Source organism: Luteibacter rhizovicinus (assembly GCF_004342265.1).
Lineage (GTDB): Bacteria > Pseudomonadota > Gammaproteobacteria > Xanthomonadales > Rhodanobacteraceae > Luteibacter > Luteibacter rhizovicinus_B.
Window position 1 is genome coordinate 39,427 of sequence record NZ_SMCS01000012.1, and the last position, 21,873, is coordinate 61,299.

The 21,873-nt window shown below is 65.3% G+C and carries 22 protein-coding genes; 11 read left to right on the forward strand and 11 right to left on the reverse strand.

Going from position 1 to position 21,873, the window contains the following annotated elements:
* Positions 1–56: 56 nt before the first annotated feature.
* Complete coding sequence (locus EC912_RS18780) at positions 57–1,547, reverse strand: transglutaminase-like domain-containing protein (RefSeq protein ID WP_132147469.1); 1,491 nt, start codon at positions 1,545–1,547, stop codon at positions 57–59.
* A 126-nt stretch (positions 1,548–1,673) separates the two neighbouring features.
* On the opposite strand from EC912_RS18780, the gene purT reads away from it, so the two are divergent.
* The 6 genes from purT to EC912_RS18810 all read left to right on the forward strand — a co-directional run bounded on the left by purT (position 1,674) and on the right by EC912_RS18810 (position 10,030).
* Entirely contained in the window at positions 1,674–2,855 is a 1,182-nt protein-coding gene (gene purT, locus EC912_RS18785; RefSeq protein WP_132147472.1) for a formate-dependent phosphoribosylglycinamide formyltransferase, read from the forward strand.
* 68 nt (positions 2,856–2,923) lie between these two features.
* Positions 2,924–4,432 carry an FMN-binding glutamate synthase family protein gene (locus tag EC912_RS18790; RefSeq protein ID WP_132147474.1) on the forward strand — a complete coding sequence of 503 codons (1,509 nt, stop codon included), beginning with the start codon at positions 2,924–2,926 and terminating at the stop codon, positions 4,430–4,432.
* Between the two features lie 114 nt (positions 4,433–4,546).
* Entirely contained in the window at positions 4,547–6,247 is a 1,701-nt protein-coding gene (locus EC912_RS18795; protein ID WP_132147477.1) for a tetratricopeptide repeat protein, read from the forward strand.
* A gap of 6 nt (positions 6,248–6,253) precedes the next feature.
* Complete coding sequence (locus tag EC912_RS18800) at positions 6,254–7,111, forward strand: SDR family oxidoreductase (RefSeq protein ID WP_132147479.1); 858 nt, start codon at positions 6,254–6,256, stop codon at positions 7,109–7,111.
* Positions 7,112–7,187: 76 nt separating this feature from the next.
* Positions 7,188–9,515, forward strand: a complete 2,328-nt coding sequence (gene mrcB, locus EC912_RS18805; protein WP_132147482.1) for a penicillin-binding protein 1B — start codon at positions 7,188–7,190, stop codon at positions 9,513–9,515.
* Positions 9,516–9,517: 2 nt separating this feature from the next.
* The gene (locus EC912_RS18810; protein WP_132147484.1) at positions 9,518–10,030 is read left to right on the forward strand and encodes a tetratricopeptide repeat protein; all 513 of its coding nucleotides are present in this window, start codon (positions 9,518–9,520) and stop codon (positions 10,028–10,030) included.
* Positions 10,031–10,223: 193 nt separating this feature from the next.
* On the opposite strand, the gene hemE is transcribed toward EC912_RS18810, so the two are convergent.
* From hemE to EC912_RS18830, 4 genes are all read right to left on the reverse strand, one after another.
* Entirely contained in the window at positions 10,224–11,297 is a 1,074-nt protein-coding gene (gene hemE, locus EC912_RS18815) for a uroporphyrinogen decarboxylase (RefSeq protein WP_132147487.1), read from the reverse strand.
* Positions 11,287–11,550: a hypothetical protein gene (locus tag EC912_RS18820; RefSeq protein ID WP_132147490.1), complete on the reverse strand. Its 264-nt coding sequence runs from the start codon at positions 11,548–11,550 to the stop codon at positions 11,287–11,289. The genes hemE and EC912_RS18820 overlap by 11 nt, the downstream gene beginning before the upstream one ends.
* A gap of 77 nt (positions 11,551–11,627) precedes the next feature.
* Positions 11,628–12,695 (reverse strand): 3-dehydroquinate synthase, encoded by a 1,068-nt coding sequence (gene aroB, locus EC912_RS18825; protein WP_132147493.1) that lies wholly within the window; start codon positions 12,693–12,695, stop codon positions 11,628–11,630.
* Positions 12,692–13,228 carry a shikimate kinase gene (locus tag EC912_RS18830; protein ID WP_132147496.1) on the reverse strand — a complete coding sequence of 179 codons (537 nt, stop codon included), beginning with the start codon at positions 13,226–13,228 and terminating at the stop codon, positions 12,692–12,694. Before EC912_RS18830 ends, aroB begins: the two co-directional genes overlap by 4 nt.
* A gap of 6 nt (positions 13,229–13,234) precedes the next feature.
* On the opposite strand from EC912_RS18830, the gene EC912_RS18835 reads away from it, so the two are divergent.
* Entirely contained in the window at positions 13,235–14,089 is an 855-nt protein-coding gene (locus EC912_RS18835; protein WP_343137426.1) for an NAD-dependent epimerase/dehydratase family protein, read from the forward strand.
* Between the two features lie 114 nt (positions 14,090–14,203).
* On the opposite strand, the gene EC912_RS18840 is transcribed toward EC912_RS18835, so the two are convergent.
* Positions 14,204–15,031, reverse strand: a complete 828-nt coding sequence (locus EC912_RS18840; RefSeq protein ID WP_132147499.1) for a kinase — start codon at positions 15,029–15,031, stop codon at positions 14,204–14,206.
* A gap of 23 nt (positions 15,032–15,054) precedes the next feature.
* Between EC912_RS18840 and pdxH the strand changes: the two genes are divergently transcribed.
* Positions 15,055–15,642, forward strand: a complete 588-nt coding sequence (gene pdxH / locus EC912_RS18845; protein ID WP_132147502.1) for a pyridoxamine 5'-phosphate oxidase — start codon at positions 15,055–15,057, stop codon at positions 15,640–15,642.
* A gap of 17 nt (positions 15,643–15,659) precedes the next feature.
* Positions 15,660–16,100, forward strand: a complete 441-nt coding sequence (locus EC912_RS18850; RefSeq protein WP_132147505.1) for a secondary thiamine-phosphate synthase enzyme YjbQ — start codon at positions 15,660–15,662, stop codon at positions 16,098–16,100.
* Between the two features lie 12 nt (positions 16,101–16,112).
* On the opposite strand, the gene EC912_RS18855 is transcribed toward EC912_RS18850, so the two are convergent.
* Positions 16,113–16,730 (reverse strand): TetR/AcrR family transcriptional regulator, encoded by a 618-nt coding sequence (locus tag EC912_RS18855; protein ID WP_132147508.1) that lies wholly within the window; start codon positions 16,728–16,730, stop codon positions 16,113–16,115.
* Between EC912_RS18855 and EC912_RS18860 the strand changes: the two genes are divergently transcribed.
* Both EC912_RS18860 and EC912_RS18865 read left to right on the forward strand, forming a co-directional pair.
* The gene (locus EC912_RS18860) at positions 16,720–17,172 is read left to right on the forward strand and encodes a hypothetical protein (protein ID WP_207906896.1); all 453 of its coding nucleotides are present in this window, start codon (positions 16,720–16,722) and stop codon (positions 17,170–17,172) included. The two genes, EC912_RS18855 and EC912_RS18860, sit on opposite strands and share 11 nt — an antisense overlap.
* Before the next feature lie 41 nt (positions 17,173–17,213).
* Positions 17,214–18,617 carry a DHA2 family efflux MFS transporter permease subunit gene (locus tag EC912_RS18865; protein ID WP_207906897.1) on the forward strand — a complete coding sequence of 468 codons (1,404 nt, stop codon included), beginning with the start codon at positions 17,214–17,216 and terminating at the stop codon, positions 18,615–18,617.
* Positions 18,618–18,621: 4 nt separating this feature from the next.
* On the opposite strand, the gene EC912_RS18870 is transcribed toward EC912_RS18865, so the two are convergent.
* Genes EC912_RS18870 through EC912_RS18885 form a run of 4 tightly spaced genes read right to left on the reverse strand, consistent with a single transcriptional unit; the run spans position 18,622 to position 21,873 of the window.
* Positions 18,622–19,422, reverse strand: coding sequence for a cobalamin-binding protein (locus tag EC912_RS18870; protein WP_132147514.1), 801 nt, complete (start codon positions 19,420–19,422; stop codon positions 18,622–18,624).
* A gap of 38 nt (positions 19,423–19,460) precedes the next feature.
* Complete coding sequence (locus EC912_RS18875) at positions 19,461–20,171, reverse strand: arginyltransferase (RefSeq protein WP_132147517.1); 711 nt, start codon at positions 20,169–20,171, stop codon at positions 19,461–19,463.
* 20 nt (positions 20,172–20,191) lie between these two features.
* Positions 20,192–20,584, reverse strand: coding sequence for a hypothetical protein (locus EC912_RS18880; RefSeq protein WP_132147520.1), 393 nt, complete (start codon positions 20,582–20,584; stop codon positions 20,192–20,194).
* Positions 20,585–20,610: 26 nt separating this feature from the next.
* Positions 20,611–21,873: an ectonucleotide pyrophosphatase/phosphodiesterase gene (locus tag EC912_RS18885; RefSeq protein ID WP_132147523.1), complete on the reverse strand. Its 1,263-nt coding sequence runs from the start codon at positions 21,871–21,873 to the stop codon at positions 20,611–20,613.

Here is a 21,873-nt window from a genome sequence, read left to right on the forward strand (position 1 = left end):
GTAGATATCAATTTGATATCTACTTCAAGTGCCGCCGCGGGTGCATGGATCGACGGTCATTTCCCCCCGGCTGCGCCACCCGCGATGATTATCGAGGGAGAGGGTCCGGGCATATCCATCAGGTTCGACCCGGGCAGGGCTTTCTCGATGCGGATCTTGCCCAGCACATTCATGGCGGCGAAGAACTTCCACGGATCGCCGTTGCCGATACCCAGCGCGAGATGAGTGGCGTCGTAGCGTCGCTGGGCGGAGTCGAAACTGACCCAGTTGTGCCCCAGCCAGACCTGGACCCAGGCGTGCGGAACGAATACCCGGTTCGCGCCGCCGAACCGGTCCGCATACACCACGCCGGTAATGACCCGGGTCGGGATGCCCTGCGATCGCGCGAGCGCGGCGAGCAGCACGGCGTGTTCGGTACAGTCGCCCCGATGCGTATGCAATGTTTCCAGTGCGGAGGCGTAGCCGACATCCATACCTTTTTCGGGGATATACGCCGTGACAAAGCTACGAAGCCGGCGGATGCGTTGCAGATCGCTGGAAGCATCGCCGACCGCGGCTTTTGCCGCGGCGATGATTTCGGGGTCGTCGGACTGCACCCAGGCATTGGACGCGGTGTCTTCCGGCGAAGGCGGCGCTTCGACGCGACCACGGGCGAAACCGACGTCGAGCTGCCACATGCCATCCCCCATGTCGGTCACGTGCTGCTCGTCCGTTTCCGCGAAGGGCTGGGGGAAGTCGCCGCGGATCGACGCGATATAGCGCATCGGCGCGCTACGCAGGTTCGGCGTCAGCAGGCGGGGAGATTCGATCATCGCCGCGCGCAGCAAGTCCACATCCTGATCGGGCGCCATGGCGCAGTGCTCGTCGCATTCCAGCATTTCCAGGCGGAACCCGAGCAAGGGAGAAATACCCCGGCGAATCCGGCCGTTATCGTCCAGCCAGATGTCCAGCACGTGATCGCTCCGCGCTCCGGCGAGCGTCTGGCGCAGATGGTGCAGCGTTGCCTGTCCGTTCGGCATGTCGACCACTTCGTCGCCCACGACCACGATATCCACGTCGGCGACCTGTTGCCGGATCGCGTCGAAACTACGCATCTGGTAACGCGTGCCGGCCTTCCATCCGCCGGCAAGCATGGCCAGGCGCTGCCCTTCGGCGAGAGCGGCACCCGTGGGCCAGATCAACAGGTTGACGTGGGATTGGCCACCGACGTCGTTGGCGACCTGGAACGAGCCGTCGTCGAGACGGGTGCCTTCGACACGGTTTTCGCGCGAGGACATTTTCGTTTGCGCGTAGAAGGCAAGCGGAGAGCCCTGCGTGTTTTCGACGCTGCGTATCTCGGTATGAATCGCCAGCGGCGTTCGCGCCCGGGTAAGGCGGAAGTCGAGCGTCTGCAGGGTGGTCACGCGGTCGCCGGCGATATCTCGGTCGATCGTGAGGTGACCCACCTTGCGGCCATCCATGAGCACGGTAAGCCACGTACGCTCGGCCCGGGACAGTGTCGGGACCAGGCACAGGAGGACGGCGAAAACAGCAATACTGCATCGCATGGCCGCGGGTCCGGGTTGTGTGGGGACGGCTCCATGACAGCACGTTTACAAACGCAGTCAATACCCCCCGGCCCCACATCCGGCGACCGGCTAGAATTGGCGGCATCTTTTCCCGGAGTTCCACCCATGAAGTCGTTCGGCACCCCGCACTCCGATAACGCCCTGCGCGTCCTCCTGCTGGGCTCCGGCGAGCTGGGCAAGGAGGTGGCCATCGAGCTGCAGCGCTTCGCCATCGAGGTGATCGCCGTCGACCGCTATGCCAATGCACCGGCCATGCAGGTGGCCCACCGCAGTCACGTGATCGACATGCTGGACGGCGCTCAGCTCCGCGCGGTGATCGAATCGGAGCGTCCCGATCTCGTCATGCCCGAGATCGAAGCCATCCATACCCCCACGCTGGTGGCCATGGAGAAGGAGGGCCTGCGCGTCATTCCCACCGCGAAGGCCGCCTGGCTGACGATGGATAGGGAAGGCATCCGCCGGCTGGCGGCGGAGGAACTCGGCCTGCCGACCTCCCCGTACCGCTTCTGCGATACCCGGGAAGCGTTCCGCGAGGCGGTCGCCGCACTGGGTACGCCCTGCGTCGTCAAGCCGGTCATGAGTTCGTCCGGCAAGGGGCAGAGCGTGATCCGCAAGCCGGAAGACGCCGATGCCGCCTGGGAGTATGCCCAGGCGGGCGGCCGCGCCGGTCGCGGCCGCGTTATCGTCGAAGGCTTCATCGACTTCGACTACGAAATCACGCTGCTCACCGTCCGCCATCGCGACGGCGTGTCGTTCTGCGCGCCCATCGGTCATCGGCAGGAAGATGGCGACTATCGCGAATCCTGGCAGCCGCAGCCCATGAGCGACCGCGCACGTGCCGAAGCCGAGCGCCAGGCGGATGCCGTCACGGGCGCGCTGGGCGGGTGGGGTGTGTTCGGCGTGGAGTTCTTCGTGCGCGGCGACGAGGTCATCTTTTCGGAGGTTAGCCCGCGTCCGCACGATACCGGACTGGTCACGCTCATCTCGCAGGACCTTTCGGAATTCGCGCTGCACGCACGCGCCATCCTCGGTCTGCCGATTCCGGCTATTCATCTGTTCTCGCCCGCGGCGTCCTGCGCGGTACTCGTCGAGGGCGACGGTGTCGCCCCGACCTATCACGGCGTGGCCGATGCGCTGGTCGAGCCGGACACGATGCTGCGTATCTTCGGCAAGCCGGAAGTACATGGCCGCCGCCGCATGGCGGTGACGCTGGCGCGCGCGGCGGATGTCGAAACGGCGCTCGAAAAAGCCAAGCGCGCGGCCAGTCGCATTCGCGTCGAAATCTAGGCGTTTTTCCTGATCGCCCGATTATCGGGCGATCGATCGTTCGTCCCGCAAGAAGCTAAGGAAATCTCATGGAAGCTCCGGGTTTCGCACACTGGCTGATCGTACTCGTCGAAATATCGGCGGCGGTCCTCCTGCTGTTGTTCGCGATGTTCGTGCTGCTGCTGGCCGTGGTCTGGTTCGTCGATCGCAATCAGACGGCCAACGCCGTACTGCGCAACTATCCGGTCATCGGACACTTTCGTTACGGCTTCCTGCGCCTCGGCGAATTCTTTCGCCAGTACCTGTTCGCGATGGATCGCGAAGAAATGCCGTTCAATCGCGCCGAACGCACATGGGTGTATCGCGCGGCGAAGAACGTCGACAACACGGTGGCCTTCGGATCGACCCGCGATCTGCGTGCCGAGGGTGTCCCGTTCTTCGTCAATGCGCCGTTTCCCGAACTGGCCGAAGCACACGTCGAACCCCGTCCCGTCACGATCGGGCCGTACGCGCGCGAGCCGTATTCGCACGCGGCGTTCTTCAATATTTCCGCCATGAGTTTCGGTGCGCTTTCGGCGCCGGCGGTGAGTGCGTTGTCGCGTGGTGCCGCCCGCGCGGGCATCTGGATGGACACGGGCGAGGGTGGTCTGGCGCCGTATCACCTGGAAGGCGGCTGCGACATTATTTTCGAGATCGGCACGGCGAAGTACGGGTGTCGCACGGCGGATGGCCGTCTGGACGACCATCGGCTGAAGGAAATCTGCGCGCATGCGCAGGTGAAGATGGTAAGCATCAAGCTGGGGCAGGGCGCGAAGCCCGGTCTCGGCGGATTGCTTCCCGCGTCGAAAGTCACGCCGGAAATCGCCGCGATCCGCGGTATTCCCGTCGGCAAGGATTCGCAGAGTCCCAACCGCCACACCGACATCGGCAATGTGTCGCAGCTGATGGATTCGATCGCGCACATCCGCGAACTCACCGGCAAGCCGACCGGATTCAAGGCGGTGCTGGGCGATGTCGACTGGATTCGCGCGCTGTGCGACGAGATATGGAAGCGCGGCATCGAAAGCGCGCCGGACTTCATTATCGTCGACGGTTCGGAGGGCGGCACGGGCGCCGCACCGCAGACCTTGATGGAGGGCGTGGGCCTGCCTTTGCACGAATCCCTTCCGGCGCTGGTCGACACGCTGCTGTCCAAAGGGTTGCGCGAACGTATCAAGGTCGTCTGTTCGGGCAAATGCATCACGGCGTACGACGTGGCGTGGGCGCTGGCGATGGGCGCGGATTTCGTCAATTCGGCACGCGGTTTCATGCTGTCGCTGGGCTGCATCCAGTCGCTGCAGTGCAATCGCAATACCTGTCCCACGGGTATCACGACGCACGATCCCCGGTTGCAGCGCGGACTGGTCGTCATGGACAAGAGCGAGCGCGTTTATCACTACGCCACCAATCTCATGTATGAAGTCGGTGTGATTGCCCACAGTTGCGGCGTGAAGGAGCCGCGCCAGCTGCGTCGCGAGCACTGCCGGGTCGTCGGCAACGACGGCATGTCGATCTCGCTGACGAAGCTGCACCCGTACCCGGTCCGCCCGCCGGCCTGATTGACGTATGTTCCAGGAAGCATGCCGTCCGAGAGGTAAACGTGGGAGCTTGCGCCCGGAATGGCTCCGGATGCCGGTGTTAAGCTTTTCAGCTGAAACGGAATCGGAATAACCATGAGCGGACGTCGAGACAACAACGACCACGGCCAGCGCGGCCGCACCGAGCCCACGCTCGGGCGGCTCGACGACCTCGATTCGCCGGCGCCGGTGGACGACGGACTGCCGAAGATCGTCGTCGACGAACCGCGTCGCCGCGCACCGGGTGCACCGCCTCCGCGTCGCTCCGGCGGCGGTAAGCGCGGCTGGCTGCTGCCCGTGCTTGTCCTGGTCCTGATCGGCGGCGGAACCGTTTTGTGGCTGCAGCAGGATCGCCTGCGCAACCTGGTGCCCAGTACCGAACTCAACGACGTGCTCGGTCAGGCTAACCAGGCGCTGGCCGCCGGACGGCTGGACGGTAGCGATGGCGACAGCGCACGCGAACTCTTCGAAAAGGCCCGCGCCCAGCAGCCGGACAACGATCAGGCCCGCGATGGCCTGCGCCGGGTCGGGCAGGCCGAAGTGGCGCGTGCCGATGCGGCGCTTACCGCCGGTCGCTACGACGAAGCCGAAACCGCTCTCAACGCCGCGCGCGAACTGCTTGGCGGGGGCAGCGATGTCGAGCGTCTTACCCAGCAGCTGGCGCAGGCGCGCAATCCGCAGGCGCAGACGGAGACGCTGATCGATCAGGCGCAGACGGCGTTCGCGGCCGGTAAATTCGACGGCGACGACGGCGCGGGTGCGCTTTATCGTCGCGTGCTCGATGCCGACAAAACCAATACCGTCGCGGCACGCGGCCTCGACAAGGTTGGCGATGCGCTGGCGGCACAGGCGCGTCAGGCGATTGCCGCGGGCGACAAAGCGAAAGCCGATGCGCTGGTGGATCGCATCGCCGTGCTCGTGCCCGGCTATGCCGAACTTCCGTCGTTGCGCGCCTCGCAGGCCGAAACGAAAAAGCAGGACAACCAGGCCGTCAACGACCTGCTCCAGCAGGGTGGCGATGCTCTGCGTGCCGGACGCTTCACCGGCGATGGCGACGACAACGCACTGGCCCGTTTTCGCGCGGTGCTTGCCACCGATCCGGAGAACGCCGCGGCAAAGGCGGGTCTGGGGCAGATTGCCCAGGCGCTGATCGTGCAGGCCAATGCGGCGCTGGACAGCAACGACAACACCCAGGCCAGCCATTTGCTGGACGAGGCCGAAAAGCTCGCGCCCAAGTCCGCCGAACTGGCCGCCACGCGCTCGCGCCTGCCAGGTCGCACGAAACCGTCCGCGCCGGGCACCGGCACCGCGGCGGCAGGCAACGCCACCCCCGAGGCGTCGATGGCCGTGAGTCCCGAGCAGGCGGCGCGGGTCGCCAGCATGGTCCGTCAGGCACAGGCGGCGGCCGGCCGGGGCGACATCATGACGCCGCCCGGCGAAAGCGCGTACGACCTCTATCGCGGCGCGTTGGCGATCGACGGCAACAACGACGCGGCACGCGCGGGTCTGCAAAGCCTGCCTTCGCAGGTCGAGCGTCAGTTCCAGCAGGCGCTTGGCAATGGCAATCTGCCGCGCGCGGAAGACCTCTTCGGAACACTGGCCGATCTGGCGCCCGGCGACACCGGCCAGGTCGATCTTCGTCGCCGACTCGCCAGTGCCTGGATCGACCAGGGACTGGAGCGCGCTTCGGCGGGCGACCAGTCGAACGCGTTGCAGGCCCTGGAACATGCGCGCCGGCTGGAGCCCAACGATCCGCGGCTGCAAATGGCCTACTCTCGCGTGGGCAGGGCGCACTGACCCGGCATGACGGTTTTCGTTATCGGTGCATCGAGCCAGATCGGTCATTTCTTCCTTCCGCGAATCGTGGCGACGGGTCGCGACGTAGTCGCGCTCAGTCGTCAGCCGCACCTATCGACACCCTCGGTGCGTTGGCTTGCGGGCGCGCTTCCCCATATGCCCGATGTCGGCGAGGTCGAGGCCATCGTCAGTTTCGGTCCGCTCGATGGACTGGCGACGTGGTTGGCCGATGCTTCTCTTGCCGGTACGCCGCATGTCGTCGCTACCGGCTCGATGAGCGCGGAAACCAAGAAAGCATCGGCGATGGCTGCCGAGCGCGAACTGTCCGAACGGTTGCGCGCGAGCGAGGTATTGCTGGCCGAAAGCTGCGACCGGCGTGGCATGCCTTGGACGGTGTTCCGTCCGACGCTGATCTATGGTGCTGGCATGGACAAGAGTCTGACGGCGCTGGCGCACCGGGCCTGTGCAACCCACGTTTTCCCGCTACTCGCTGGCCGGGGTCTGCGCCAGCCGGTACACGCCGACGATATCGCGGCGGCGGTCGTCGCGGCCGTCGAGCGGGACGGAGCGCGTCGGCGCATCTTCCAGATCGGTGGTAGCGAGCGGTTGACCTCGGGCGACATGTTCCGTCGCGTCCGCCGCAGCTTGTCCGCAACCACGTTGCCGCTGCCCGTGCCGCGTACTGTCCTGCAACTGGCAGCTCGTCTGCTACCGGGAATTCGGGGGGCTATCGATCGTCTCGATAACGACCTGATCGCCGACAATGCCGACCTGATCGACGTTCTGGGGGTCGTTCCGAGACCTTTCGCGCCCAGCTCCGCCACCTGGCGGCTACCCGATCCGGCACCGCGCGCCACCGCTTAGCCATCATCCGTTCAGATGGGCGCCGGGCTCATGCCCCTATCATCCCTTCCATCTCTTTCCCGAAGGCAACTCCGCGTTGGCATTCCTGAACCGCCTCGGCTCCATCCTGCGTGTTAGCTGGCCATGGCTGCGCATTCCGTTCTGGCTCGTCATGGGCCTGCTATTCGGTTTCCTCCTGCCCTATACCCTGATCCTCAACGCGCGCCTGCAGGATCGTTTCAACGACCTGGTATTCGCCGTGCCCACGCGCGTCTATGCGCGTCCGCTGCCCATCGAGCCGGGCCGGGCGATGACGCCGGCCGCGCTGGAACTGGAACTGACCTTCGCCGGCTACACCACCTCGGGCGGTGGGCAGGTGCCCGGCAGTTACGCCAAGGATGGATCGCGTTTCACGATTGCCTCGCGCGGTTTCGCCGGACCGGATGGCGGCGAGCTGCCGCACCGCATCCGCGTCGGGCTGGGCAACGGTCAGATCACCTCGCTGGTGGACGTCGCCAACGGCAAGCCGATGCAGGAAGCGCACCTCGATCCGGCGCGTATTGCCACGCTGTATGGCGCGCAGCAGGAAGAGCGTCGCATCGTGCGTCTGGACAACGTGCCGCCGCTGCTCGTCTCGGGGTTGCAGGCCGTCGAGGACCGTGACTTCAAAAATCACATCGGTCTGGACTTCTCCGCGATCGCGCGGGCATCGTTCGCCAATCTGCGCGCGGGCCATACGGTTCAGGGCGGATCGACACTGACCCAGCAGTTGGTGCGCAACCTGTTCCTCGAGCGCGACCAGAACATGCTGCGCAAGGTCAACGAGGCGATTCTTTCGCTGTTGATGGAAGCCCACTACAGCAAGGGCCGCATCATGGAGGCCTATGTCAACGAGGTCTTCCTGGGGCAGCAGGGCAGTCAGGCCGTGCACGGTTTTGCTGCCGGCGGCGAGTTCTATTTCGGGCGTCGCCTGGAAGATCTGCGTCCGCAGGAGATCGCGCTGCTCATCGGCATGGTGAAAGGGCCGAGCTATTACGACCCGCGCCGTTATCCGGACCGTGCGCTGTCGCGCCGCAACCTCGTATTGCAGCAGTTCCACGACACCGGTCTGATGGACGATGCGGCGCTGAAAACCGCGCAGGCCACGCCGCTGGGTATCAGCAGCAATGCACAGCTGCCGCACAACCGTTTCCCCGCTTTCATGCAATTGGTACGCGCGCAGATCACGGCGGACTTCGACGAGGCCGCGTTGCGCGACGGCAGCCTGAGCATCTTCACGACGCTGGATCCTGCCGCGCAGCTCTATACCGAGCAAGCCATCGTCACGACGGTGAAGTCATTGGGCAAGCGTGGCGAAGCCGCGCAGGCCGCGGCCGTGGTCACCGATATTTCCACGGGCCGGGTGCTCGCGGTGGTCGGCAGTCGCGATCCCGGCGACCAGGGCTTCAACCGCGCGCTCGACGCACGCCGTCCCATCGGTTCGCTGGTCAAGCCGCTGGTGTATCTGGTCGCGCTGTCGCAGCCGTCGCGCTGGTCGCTGGCGAGTATCGTCGACGACTCCCCGATCAACATGCGTCAGCCCGACGGCACGCCGTGGACACCGAAGAACGACGATCGCGAAGTCCACGGGCAGGTGCCGATGGTCGACGCGCTGGTGCATTCGTGGAATCTTGCGACGGTGAATCTAGGCATGGCCGTGGGCGTATCGCGGATCAAGGCCTTCCTCGAATCGTTCGGGCTGGAAGACGTCAATCCGAGTCCGTCCCTGCTGCTCGGCGCCGTGGATCTTTCGCCTCTGCAAGTCGCGCAGCTTTACGAATATGTCGCCGCAGACGGCCATGCGCTGCCGCTGATCGCGGTACGCGGCGTGATGGATAACAAGGGGCAGGCGATCAAGCGTTACGAGGTCAAGGGCGGTAACGGCGAATACCAGACCGCAGCGCGCCTGACCACGTGGGCCATGCAGCAGGTCGTCACCAGCGGTACGGCGGCGGCTATCGGCAATTCGGGGCTTTCCTGGCTGCACGCCGCCGGCAAGACCGGCACCAGCGACAGTCAACGCGATAGCTGGTTTGCCGGTTTCACGGGCGAACATCTGGCTATCGTCTGGATGGGCCGCGACGACAACAAGCCCACGGGCCTGTATGGCGCCACGGGTAGCATGCGCGTCTGGCAGGAACTGTTCCGCAAGCTCCCGACCCGTCCGCTGTCGACGGCGCCGGGCGAGGGCCTGGAAATGGCCTTCGTGAACCCGCAGAGCGGAAAACGGACGGACCCGCAGTGCGAAGGCTCCCGGCAACTCCCGTTCGTGACCGGTTACATGCCCGATCAGGAAGAGGGCTGTTTCTGGCAGCGATTCAAGGGTATGTTCGGCGGCGGTGATGCCGAACCGGCGCCTCCCGTTCCCAGTAATCCTACGGATTGACCATGCATCGTTTTCGTTTGTGCGCTCTTGCCACCGTCACCCTGATCGCCGCCTGCAGCCAGCCCGCGCCGCCGCAGGCCACCCGTCCCAGCAAACCGAATTACGACATCGTTGCGCAGATCCGCGCGGCGGGTGAGCGCGAAAAGTCCACCATCGACGTCGCGCCGCTGCGCGATCCGGGTGTGCAGGGCCTGCAGCAGTCGGCGCAGTCCGACGAGCGCGCCGGCCGCTATCCGGATGCGGCCGCCAAGCTCGATTCCGCCCTGAAGCTGGCGCCGGAAGCGCCGGAAATCATCCAGGACCGTGCGGAAGTCGCGGTGCGCATGCAGGACTATCCGCTGGCGGAAAAGCTGGCGCGTCAGTCGTACCAGCTGGGACCGAAACTCGGCAGCCTGTGCGCGCGCAACTGGCAGACGGTGGTCGAGATGCGCACGCAGGCCGATGATGGCGCCGCTGTTGCGAAAGCGCGTCAGGAGCTGACGAAGTGCCACGTGGCGGGGCCGAACCGGTTCTGAAGTAAGAGCGAATCCTTGGCGCGGGAACGTACTTTCGTGCGCCCCGCTGCAGATTCCGGCGTGCGCCGGAATGACGGAGAGGCGTATTGGGTTGCGCATAGCAACCTGCATCATTCCCTCATCGTCATCCCGGTGCACGCCGGGATCCGCAGCGATGACGTAGGGTTGGCGAGAGCGCTACATGCGTGCGTTCTTAATCCTGGCGAATCTTCCGCCCATGCGCATGCACCGTATCCACCAGCACCTTCACGTTCTCCGGGTCCACTTCCGGCGTGATGCCGTGGCCCAGGTTGAACACGTGCCCGGGGTGGTTGCCGAAGCTGTCCAGTACGGCGCGCGCTTCGCGTTCCACGATCTCGGGGCTGGCGCGTAATACCGCCGGATCGAGATTGCCCTGCAACGCGACGCGATCGCCGACGCGGCGGCGTGCTTCGCCGATGTCGATGCTCCAGTCGATGCCCAGGCCGGTGCAGCCGGTATCGGCGAGCGCTTCGAGCTGGCCCATGGCGCCCTTGGAGAAGAGAATCACCGGCAGGTCGCGGCTGGCGGCATCGGCCTTCAGTGCATCGACCACTTGCGACATATAGCGCAGCGAGAATTCGCGGAAAGGTGCGGGGCCGAGCAGGCCGCCCCAGGTGTCGAAGATCATCAGCGCCTGCGCACCGGCGTTCGCCTGGGCGATGAGGTAGACGGCGACGGAGCGCGCCACGGTATCCAGCAGCCGGTGGGCAAGCGCGGGTTCGTTCCACGCCAGCGCTTTCACGCGCGCGAAATCGCGCGATCCTTCGCCTTCGACCATGTAACAGGCCAGCGTCCACGGACTGCCGGAAAAACCGATCAGCGGTACGCGGCCATGCAATTCCTGGCGGATCAGCCGTACGGCGTCCATGACGTAGCGCAGCTCGCCGTCCATGTCGGGAACGGCCAGCCGTTCGATGTCGGCCGCACTGCGGACAGGGCGCGCGAAACGCGGACCTTCGCCGTTCGCGAAAGACAGGCCGAGACCCATCGCATCGGGAATGGTGAGGATGTCGGAGAACAGGATCGCCGCGTCCAGATCGAAGCGTTCGAGCGGTTGCAGCGTGACTTCGCAGGCCCGTTCCGGATTCGTCGCCAGGCCCATGAAGCTGCCCGCGCGGCCGCGGGTTTCGCGGTATTCCGGCAGGTAACGGCCCGCCTGACGCATAACCCAGATGGGCGTGGTATCGACCGGTTCGCGGCGCAGTGCGCGCAGGAAGCGATCGTTGACGAGAACCTCATCGGCCATGCTCGGACTCCAATCCCTGACTGAACATTACTTTGAAACCTCGTTTGATCTGCGCGTCGCGGGCTTTCGCGAACGCGGCGAGCGCGGCATCGCGCTCCAGGTAGACGTCGCGCTTGAGCGTTGCCTTTCCACCCTGCACGCCGGATTCCCGGTACAGCGTCCAGCCGCCCAGGAGATCCTGCTCGAGCACGATCTGGACGTAACGCGGCGCCTCGGAGGCGACGTCGGACACGGTTTGCATGTAGATGCGCATGAAAGGGTTCGGTCTGGCGCAGGACCTGCCATTGTAGGTGGTCGCCCCTCGCCGCGCACGCCGGCCCGGATGGCGGCCTAGCCGAGTACCGCCAGTACGTCGCGCTCGTCGACGCCGGCGACGATTTCAGCGGCGCCGACGCCCCGCCACAGGATGAGGCGCAACGTTCCGGCGGTGTTCTTCTTGTCCAGCCGCATCAGGGATAGCAGGCGTTCCGGCGAATGACCTTCAGGCATCGCGGTCGGCAGGCCCAGACGCTCCAGCAGTGCGACGAGTCGATGCGTATCGCCCTCGCGCGCCATGCCAAGGCGCTCGGACAACCGCGCTGCCAGGACCATGCCGATGGCGACGCCTTCGCCATGCAGCAGTTCGGTGTAATTGCCCGCCGTTTCCAGCGCATGGCCGAACGTGTGGCCCAGATTGAGCAGGGCGCGCTCGCCCTGTTCGGTTTCGTCGCGTGCGACGACGCCCGCCTTATAAAGACATTTGCGCGCGATCGCCTCCGTCAGCGTGGCCGATTCGCGCAGCGACAGCGCATCGGCGTGGGCTTCGAGCCAGTCGAAGAACGGCACGTCGCCGATGGCGGCAGCCTTCACCACTTCCGCGAGACCCGCGCGGTATTCGCGCTGCGGCAACGTATCTAGTGTGTCGATGTCGGCCACGACGGCGCGCGGCTGATGAAACGCGCCGACGAGATTCTTCCCGGCCGGCAGGTTGACGCCGGTCTTGCCGCCTACCGACGAATCCACCATGGCGAGAAGGGTGGTCGGGACCTGGATGAAGTCGATGCCGCGCATCCAGCAGGACGCGGTAAAACCGGCAAGATCGCCGACGACGCCACCGCCGAGTGCTATCACGCATGCATCGCGCGTGGCGCCAAGTTTTCCCAGTGCTTCGAGCGCAAGGCCGACGTTGGCGAAGGTTTTATTCGCCTCGCCATCTCCGATCAGAAAACTCGACCACGTGAATCCTTCCAGCCCGCGCGCCAGCGCATCCAGATACAGGGGCGCGACGGTCACATTGCTGATGACCAGGACGTGGCGGCCGCGAATGCGCTCCCGCCAGCGTGCCGAATCGGCCAGCAGGCCGGCACCGATCCATACGGGATAGCTGCGTTCGCCCAGAGCGACATCGACGGTTTTCATGGTGTGGGACGGTTCCAGTGCTGGTCGATCGATGCGATGGCTCGCGCCGCCGCGTTTTCGACGTCTTCGTGGCGACCCGGAAAGGCGAGGTCGGCCAGTTCGTTGTACAGGGGCAGCCGGTCGGTGGAGAGCGTTTCCAGACGCGTGCGACGGTCGGGCACGGCAAGCAATGGCCGTTGCCGGTCGTGTTGCAGGCGGTCGATCTGTTCGTCGACGGATACCTGCAGCCACACCACGAAACCACGTTCGCGCAGCACGCGGCGATTGGCCGGATCGAGCACGGCGCCCGCGCCGGTGGCGAGCACGACGCCGGTGCGAAGGCTAAACTCGTCCAGATGCGCGCATTCGCGTGCCCGGAAGCCGGCCTCGCCTTCGCGCTCGAAAATCGTGGATACGGTGAGGCCGCAGCGTGCTTCGATCTCGATATCGAGATCGACGAAGGGCATGCCGTAGTGCTCCGCCAGTCGTCGACCGATGGACGTCTTTCCGGCACCCATGGGACCGACCAGGAACAGGTTACGCGAAGGATTCATCGAGCCATGCTAACAACAAGCGACCAGCGGATGAACGAGCCGGTGCTCATTGCCGGTGCCGGAGACGTCGGCGGACGGCTTGCGGCGCTGCTCGCGGGGCAGGGGCATACCGTTTACGCGCTCCGTCGCGGCGAGGCGATTTCGACGGGGAACGGAGTGCGCTGGCTGCGTGGCGACCTGACTCGCCCGGACACGCTGCGCGACCTGCCTGCCGTGAAACGCGTGGTATTCGCGGCGACACCGGATGCGCGGTACGAAGCGGCTTATCGCGCGGTGTTCGTCGATGGTTTCCGTCACCTGCTCGACGCGCTGGCCCCGGCGTCGCTCGAACGCGCGGTATTCGTCTCGTCCTCCGCGGTTTACGGCGAACACGATGGCGCGTGGGTCGACGAGGATACGCCGCCCGATCCGCCCGGATTCAACGGGCATGTACTGCTGGAAGCGGAACGCTGGCTGGCGACGCGGGATGTCGCGGGTATCGCCGTGCGTCTTGCCGGGCTGTACGGGCCGGGGCGTATGCAGCTTTTCCAGAACCTGCGCGACGGTAGCGCGCGGGTGCCGCGTGGCGGTCATGTTTTCGCGAACCGTATCCATGTCGACGATGCGGCGGCCGCGCTGGCGCACGTGCTGGCGCTGGACGATCCGGCGCCGGTTTATCTGGGTGTCGACGACATGCCGCTGCCGATGGATGTGCTTTACGACCATATCGCGGGGTTGCTCGGGGTGCCGCCTCCGGAGGAGGGGCCGGGGCCGCGTGGTATCGGGAATAAGCGGTTGAGCAATGCGCGGCTGCGGGCGAGTGGGTTTCGGTGCCGGTGGCCGGATGCCCGGGTGGGGTATACGGGGTTGCTGGGGGAGTGAGGGCTCCTTCTTCATCGCTTCGTAGGCTTTCGCGCGCAGGCGCGCTCCCACAGAGAGCCAACGCGCACCTGATCCTTGTGGGAGCGCGCCTGCGCGCGAAAGCCTACGAAGCGGCTAAGCGGGAAAGGTGGGACGTCGCCGCCCATCCAGCCTGACGACGACATCCGCCATCCCCGGAAGCACCCGCAACGCGAGCTTGCTCACCCGCTCGTAATGCTGAAGAAACCGCTCCATGGCCACATCGTCCATAGCCTGCGGCGCGCCACGCGCATGCAGCGCTTCCTCGGCTTCCCCCCGCCATGCCCGTACCACGTCCCACGAAGGCGCCAGCAGCAATGCAAGCGCGTCGATCCGGTCCCAGACAGGCAGGTAATCGTCGATCCGCGAATTGACCCAGAGCCTCCAGCTCGCATCGACATCCTCGTTGCGTTCGAGGTCGTTGACCGGCGTGGCGAGCGACACCTCGTCCTCGGGCGTCACCCCGAGACACCAGCCTTCCAGCACGATCAGCCGCGGCGCCTTCGTCACCAGCGGCCACCGGTCGCGCGGCGCGCGGTCGTCTATGCCCTTGTCGAAGCGGGGCAGCGCGACCGGATGGTCCGGCGACGCATGTGGCAGCCGGTCGAGCGTGTCGATAAGCAGGGGCAGGTCGTGGGTGCCCGGTACGCCGCGTGTCTTCAGCAGCGGATGGACACGCCGCGACAAAGCCTTGCGTTCGGTGCGGGTCAGGTAGACATCGTCGATCGACAGCACTACCGCCGGGCCGTCCCGTTCGTTCGCCAGCGCGGCGATGGCCGCCGCCAGCGTGCTTTTGCCGCTGCCCTGCAAGCCGGAAACACCCAGGACGAAGGGCCCGTCATGGAGGGCGATGGCGTCGCCCAGCTGCGACATCAGCGTCGCGGCGAGCGTATGGGCCTGCGTGCTAGCATCGGTGGACTCCATGCAATAAGCATAGCCGGACCGTCATGCTCAACGCCGAGATCCTCGATACCTTCCGTTCGCTGCTGGACGAGGCCCGTGCAAGCGGCGACCCCGAACCCACGGCGATGACTCTGTCCACCTCCGACGGACAGGGGCGCATTCATTCGCGCATCGTGCTGCTCAAGAGCATCGACGAGCGCGGCCTGAGCTTCTTCACGAACTACGACAGCGCGAAGGGCGAGCAGCTTGCCGCGCATCCGCAGGTCGCACTGTGCTTTCACTGGAAGCAGATCCGAGAAGGCATCCAGGTGCGTTTCGAAGGACGGGTGGGCAAGCTGGGCGATGCGGAGTCCGATGCCTATTTCGCGAAGCGGCCGCGGGGCAGTCAGATCGGCGCGTGGGCGTCGAAGCAATCGCAGACGCTGCCCGATCGCGCCACGTTCGAAGAGCGCGTCGCGCGCTACGAACGCGAATTCGCCGGCCGCGACGTGACGCGTCCCCCGCACTGGGGCGGCTATCTCGTCGAGCCGGACCGGGTCGAGTTCTGGTACGGGGCGACCTTCCGTCTGCACGAACGTGTCAACTACGAAGCCGGTACAGACGGCTGGACGAACCGACTGCTCTATCCATAAATCCGGGAGAACGTCCGATGAGCCGCAGCCAGCCCGTGCAACATGTCGCCCAGACGACCGTGACGGTGCACACGCGCGGTCGCGGTCTCATCGAAGTGACCAACCGCGTCGTCGACGCCGTTTCCGCCAGTGGCGTACAGACGGGTATCGTGAACCTGTTCGTGCAGCACACCAGCTGCTCGCTGCTGATTGGCGAGAATGCCGATCCGGACGTCGCCGCCGATCTGGAACGTTTCTTCGCACGCCTGGTTCCCGATGGCGATCCGTTGTTCAAGCATCGCGACGAAGGTCCCGACGACATGCCCGCGCATGTGCGGTCGGTGCTGACCGGCGTCAGTCTTTCCCTTCCCGTGCATGGTGGCCGTCCATTGCTCGGCACGTGGCAGGGTGTGTTCCTGTTCGAACACCGGCTGGAAGCGCATCAGCGCAAACTCACGCTGAGTACGTTCGGGCATTGAAATCGTTCGGGCTCAGGCAGCCGGCGGCTGCTTCAGCGATATCAGGTAGACGAGCGTAAGACTCCTGATTTCGGTCAGCAATGCGGCGCGTCGCCCCGGCTTTTCGTTGGCCGCTTCGGACACGCCTTTCAGCATCTGCAACAGCACGAACGCCGCTGCCTCCGAGCGCGTGCGCGACAAGCCGTCGACGGCGTTGCGCAGGATGCCCGCTATCGTGCGCAGCATCGCTTTGCGAAAGGCTTCGCGGTTTTCGAGCCTGCCGCCGCGCGCATCGACCAGCCCGATGGCGAACTGCCGTTCGCTCTGCAACGACAGCCTGAAGTCGACCAGGGCGTTCGCGAGTTCTTCCAGCGATAGCGACTGCGCGCGTTCGCCCAGCGCCGTCGCTTCCGCGACCGCGTGTTCCGCGTAGCGCACCAGCAAGGCGTCGGCCAGCGACTCTTTCGAAGGAAAGAACCGGTACATCGAGCCGATCGCGGTAGCCGCACGAGCGGCGATTTCGGTCATGGTGGCGGCGTCGTAACCCTTCTCCGAGAACACCTGCGCACCGGCTTCCAGAATAGCGGCGACGCGCTGCCGCCCGCGCTCCTGCTTGGGTTTGGCGGCGACGGCTACGGGTGTGCTGGTCATCCTGATCGTCCTCTTCGTGGCCGTGGGCCATCCGGGTATTTTGACATATGCGAGGCAATCCTCGCATAATTGCCATATGCGAGGGTGTCCTCGCATTTATGATTCCGAGGTCCCACCCATGAACGATGTCCTCGCCTGTGCCGGGGCTTTCTTCGCCGGCGCATTCCTGTTCAACGCTATTCCGCATCTGGCTGCCGGTCTTCAGGGCATGCCGTTCCCGACGCCTTTTTCAAGACCGCGCGGCGTGGGTCCGTCATCGCCGTGGGTCAATGTTCTATGGGGTATGTTCAACCTTATCGCCGGATTGATCTTGTTGACGCGCCATCCGGTCGAGGTGGGGGCGAATGCGTTGTTTATTTCGGCGTGCGTCGGGGCGCTTGCGCTTGGTTCCTATACGGCCGTGCATTTCGGCCGTGTTCGCGCGCAAGGCACGCAGCCGTGATGAATGCCGTCGCTGCGACTGCGAGGGATCGGATCGACCCGATGGTCTGGAAGATCGCCGGCGTCGTCATGCTGGGACCGTTGATGACGACGCTGGATTCCACGGTCGTCAATATTTCGCTTTCGACGCTGGGGAAGGAACTCAATGCTCCGCTGACCCTCATTCAATGGGTCACGACGGGCTATCTTCTCGCGCTGGCCCTGATGCTTCCGCTCAGCGGCTGGCTGGTCGACCGCGTGGGCGCGAAGCGCATTTATCTCGGTTGCTTCACCGTTTTCACGCTTGCCTCCATGTTGTGCGGTATAGCCGGTTCGGCGAACGAGCTGATCGCCGCGCGCATGTTGCAAGGCGCGGCGGGTGGCCTGCTCGCGCCCATGGCGCAGATGATGCTGGCGCGCATCGCCGGCCGGAATCTCGCGCGCGTGATGGGTATCGCCGTCATGCCGGTCCTGATCGGTCCGATCCTTGGGCCCGCGCTGGCGGGTTTCGTCCTTCAGCACGCTGGCTGGCGCTGGCTGTTCTATATCAATTTGCCGGTGGGTATCGCAGCCGTCCTGTTCGCCTGGTACATCCTTCCGCGGGACGGGCACGAAACCGTGCGGCGGCCGTTCGATCTGCTCGGGTTCATGCTGCTGTCGCCGGCAATCGTGATGTCGCTGCATGGACTGGAAGCATTGGCGAATGGTGCGGCGACCTATACACATGCGGAACTCGCCGCCGCGGTCGCATTGCTGATCGCCTTCTTCTGGCATGGCGCCCGTCGTGGCGGCGAAGCACTGATCGACCTGCGTCTGTTCCGTACCCGCACGTTCTCGGCCGCTGCCGCGACCCAGTTCCTGAGCAACGGCGTATTGCTCGCCGGACAGATGCTTTTCCCGCTGTACCTGCTGACGGCCGGTGGCAGGTCGCCCGCCGAAACCGGTTTGCTGTTCGCGCCGACCGGCCTCGGATTGCTATGCATGTATCCGATGATGGGGCGCCTGACGGACCGCTTCGGGCCCCGGCGCGTCTCGTCGGGCGGTGCCATCGTGGCGCTGCTGGGTACCTTGCCATTCGCCGTGTTCGACGTGGCACACATGCCGACGGCTGCGATCTGCGTCCTGTTCTTCATTCGTGGACTGGGTTTCAGCTGCATCAATCTTCCTTCGCTATCCGCCGCGTACGCGGCTATTCCGAAGGCATCGATTCCCGTCGCCACGACGGCGCTGAATATTTGTCAGCGGCTGGGCGGTCCGGTTGCCACGACCGGGCTGGTCGTTTTTCTGCATGCGCAGTTGGGGGCGACAGCCTCCGGTGGAAGCGAGGCGTATCTGTCGACGTTGCGCCTGTTCTGCGTGATTCAGGCGCTTTGCGCGGCTGCGGCGATGTTTCTGCCGATGCGTACTGCCAAGGAACCTGCCGGCGAGGTGGTGTCGAAGCTGGCGGTCGAGGCGGTGGCAGAGTAGATCGTCAGTCGGGCGCTTGCCGGTTGGACCAGCCGCGCACTATGGCGCTCAACGCGTCGAGTCCGTCGGTCAGCGCGGCGGGACCCGGCTGCAGAATCAGCGGCGACTTGATCTCATGGAGTTCGCCGTTCGCTACGGCCGGAACGTTTTCCCAGCCGGGCCGTGCGGCGACGTGTTCCGGCCGGAACCGTTTGCCGCACCAGCTGCCGATGACGATGTCCGGCGAACGGCGGACGACCTCCAGGGGATCGGCGAGTATGCGGTCGCGCGCCAGCGGCATCGCCGCGTGTTCCGGGAAGATGTCGTCGCCACCGGCGATGGTCAGAAGCTCCGATACCCAGCGGATGCCCGTGATCTGCGGATCGTCCCATTCCTCCAGATACACCCGCGGCCTGCGTTCCAGCGTTTCGGCGTCAGCGCGCACGGTAGCTATGCGCTCTTCCATCTGCATGGCCAGCGCATCGGCGCGCGAGGCGGCGCCGACCAGGGCGCCGAGACGCCTTATGTAATCGACGATGCCTTCCACGCTGCGATGATTCGATATCCACACCTCGACACCGGCCTTGATCAGCGCGGCCGCGATGTCGGCCTGGATATCGGAAAAGCCGATCGCCAGATCCGGCTTGAGTGCCAGGATCTTATCGATGTTCGCGCTGGTGAACGCGCTGACCTTCGGTTTTTCCTTGCGCGCCCTCGGTGGCCGCACCGTGAAGCCGCTGATGCCCACGATGCGATGTTCCTCGCCCAGCAGGTACAGGGTTTCGGTCGGTTCTTCCGTCAGACAGACGATGCGTTGCGGTCCCATGGGGGCGTGTTTCCGGGAAAGTGATCGACCATTGTCGGTCATCGGGCCGCCATGTCGACCCATTGCCCGTTGCGCCGCACTTCGAGCGCATGGAACCGGCTTTTGTAATCCATCTTCGGATGCCCTTCGATCCAGAAGCCGAGGTACAGGAACGGGATGCCGCGTCGCTTCGCCAGTTCGATCTGTTGAAGGATACCGAACGTGCCAAGGCTTCGCGGGGACTCGTCGGGATCGAAAAACGTATAGACGGCCGAAGCGCCGCCGATGCAAAGGTCGGTGACGGCGACGCCAAGCAACCGTTCCTCGCGCCTGAATTCGAGGAATACGGTCGGACTCCACGGCGCCACGAGAAAGCGCTGGAAATCGTCGGCGTCCGCACCGTCCATGCCGCCGCCGCTGTGTCGCGCGTGCAGGTAACTCGCGTACAGGTCGTGGCGTTCGTCGGTGTAGCCTGGCATGGTCTCGGCGACGGCGAGGTCCGCGTTGCGCTTCAGGCAGCGCCGTTGCGCCCGGTCGGGAACGAAACGCTCGACGTCGATGCGGCAGGGGACGCAGGCCTGGCATTCGCTGCACCGGGGCAGGTACAGATGCCCGCCCGCGCGACGGAAACCCTTCGCGAGGGCGCCGCCATACAGGCGGTCGAGGTTGGGAGCGCCCGGATCGACCACGAGATTCTGCGCCGTGCGGTCGTCGTAATAGCCGCAAGCGTGGGGCAGGGTCTGGAACAGACGGACGCGATCGGAGCACATGCCCCGATTTTATAGCCCATTCAGAGGATGCGCGTGGCCTTCAGGATGTAAATCAGGAACACGCCGACGACGACGGCCAGCATCATCAGGCGCACGCGGGCGGCGGTTCGCTGCTGGGGCGGCCGGCGGTCCGGCTGGCGCGCGATGTTCAGTTCTTCCTGGAACCGCACGACCGGGTCGATGCCGATCTCCTTCAGCAGCGCGCGGGCCGGGGCGAAGTCGTCGGCGCCGTTGATCCAGACCTGCGGCCAGGTGTCGCGGTTGTCCAGCCGTTGCGAATAGCTGAAACGCTGGTAGGTCGGGCGATTCCAGGTCGAGCGATTGGTGACGGTCGTCTCGATGCCCTTCTCGGTGAGGAGGGCGACGACACGGTCGATGTTTTCCAGGCGGGGCGATGTATAGATCTGACGCATGGGCGAATTCTACGGGAACAGGCCTCTCAGCGGGCAGCCGGTCGCAGCAGTCCCTCGATGTCGCCGAGGTTCCCGTCGTTCGGTTGCCCGGAAATTCCCAGCAGGTGAACGATCAGGGGGTAGACGTCGACGTTAGGGAACGGCGCCACCGTGGCGCCCGGCTGGAACGAGGGGCCGCGCGCGACGAACAGTGCGCGCATCGTAGGGTCGGCATTGTCGTAGCCGTGTTCGCCGAGCGACATGGGCGTCGTGCGCGCTGCCAGTGCGGCATGGCTGACGATCGTCCAGCCGGTCTCGGCCATGCAGACGATGGCCGGTACGCGCGGGTTCGTGCCGTACTGGAAGCGCGCCGGCAGGTCGCCCTTGCGGTAGCACTGCATGTGCGGATGCGACGCCAGCAGGGCGGCTTCCGGTCGGGCGAAGCCGTGAGCGGGCAGCGGATTGAACGTGGCGACGACACCGTAGGAGACCTCGTCCAACTGGGTCACGTCGGCGACGTCGTCGGCGAAGATGATGTGATCGGACGGCAGATTGGCCATGCCGTGGTCCGAGACCACGAGGATGTCCATGCTGTCGTAGATGCCACGTGCCTTCAGCCCGGCGACCAGTCGCGCCAGCGCCGCATCGGTTTCGCGCAGCGCGACGTCCACTTCCGGCGAGTCCGGTCCGTGTTCGTGCCCGGCATGATCGACCGCGTCGAAATAAAGCGTGTCGAACATGGGCTTCGGACCCGGCTCGTCGATCCACTTCAGCAACTGGTCGACACGGCCGTTCGACGTGAGGTCGCCGTCGTAGGGGATCCAGCGATCCGGACGCATGCCGCGGATTTCCGCCTCGGTACCCGGCCAGAACATCGTCGCGGTGCGCAGGCCCTGTTTCTGGGCGGTTACCCACAGCGGTTCGGCGCCATCCCACCAGCGACCGTCGCTGGTCGCATCGCGATCCGCCAGACGGAAGCGGCCGATTTTCGGGTCGACCATCGTGTTGTTCACGACACCGTGATGATCCGGCACCAGACCCGTGACCAGCGTGTAGTGGTTCGGAAACGTCAGCGACGGGAACGACGGGCGCATGTACGGCGCACGGGCGCCTTCGCGGACGATCGACGCCAGCGTCGGCGTCTGGCCGCGATCGAGATAGTCGGGCCGGAAGGCATCGATGGAGATCAGCAGTACCGGGTGGCGCGTCGCGACGGGAGGTTTCGTCGCGGTGGTGCCACAGCCCGCCAGTGCGAGCAGCATGATGAACGGAAGCATGCCGCGAACGAGCGGACGAAACGAGAAATTCAT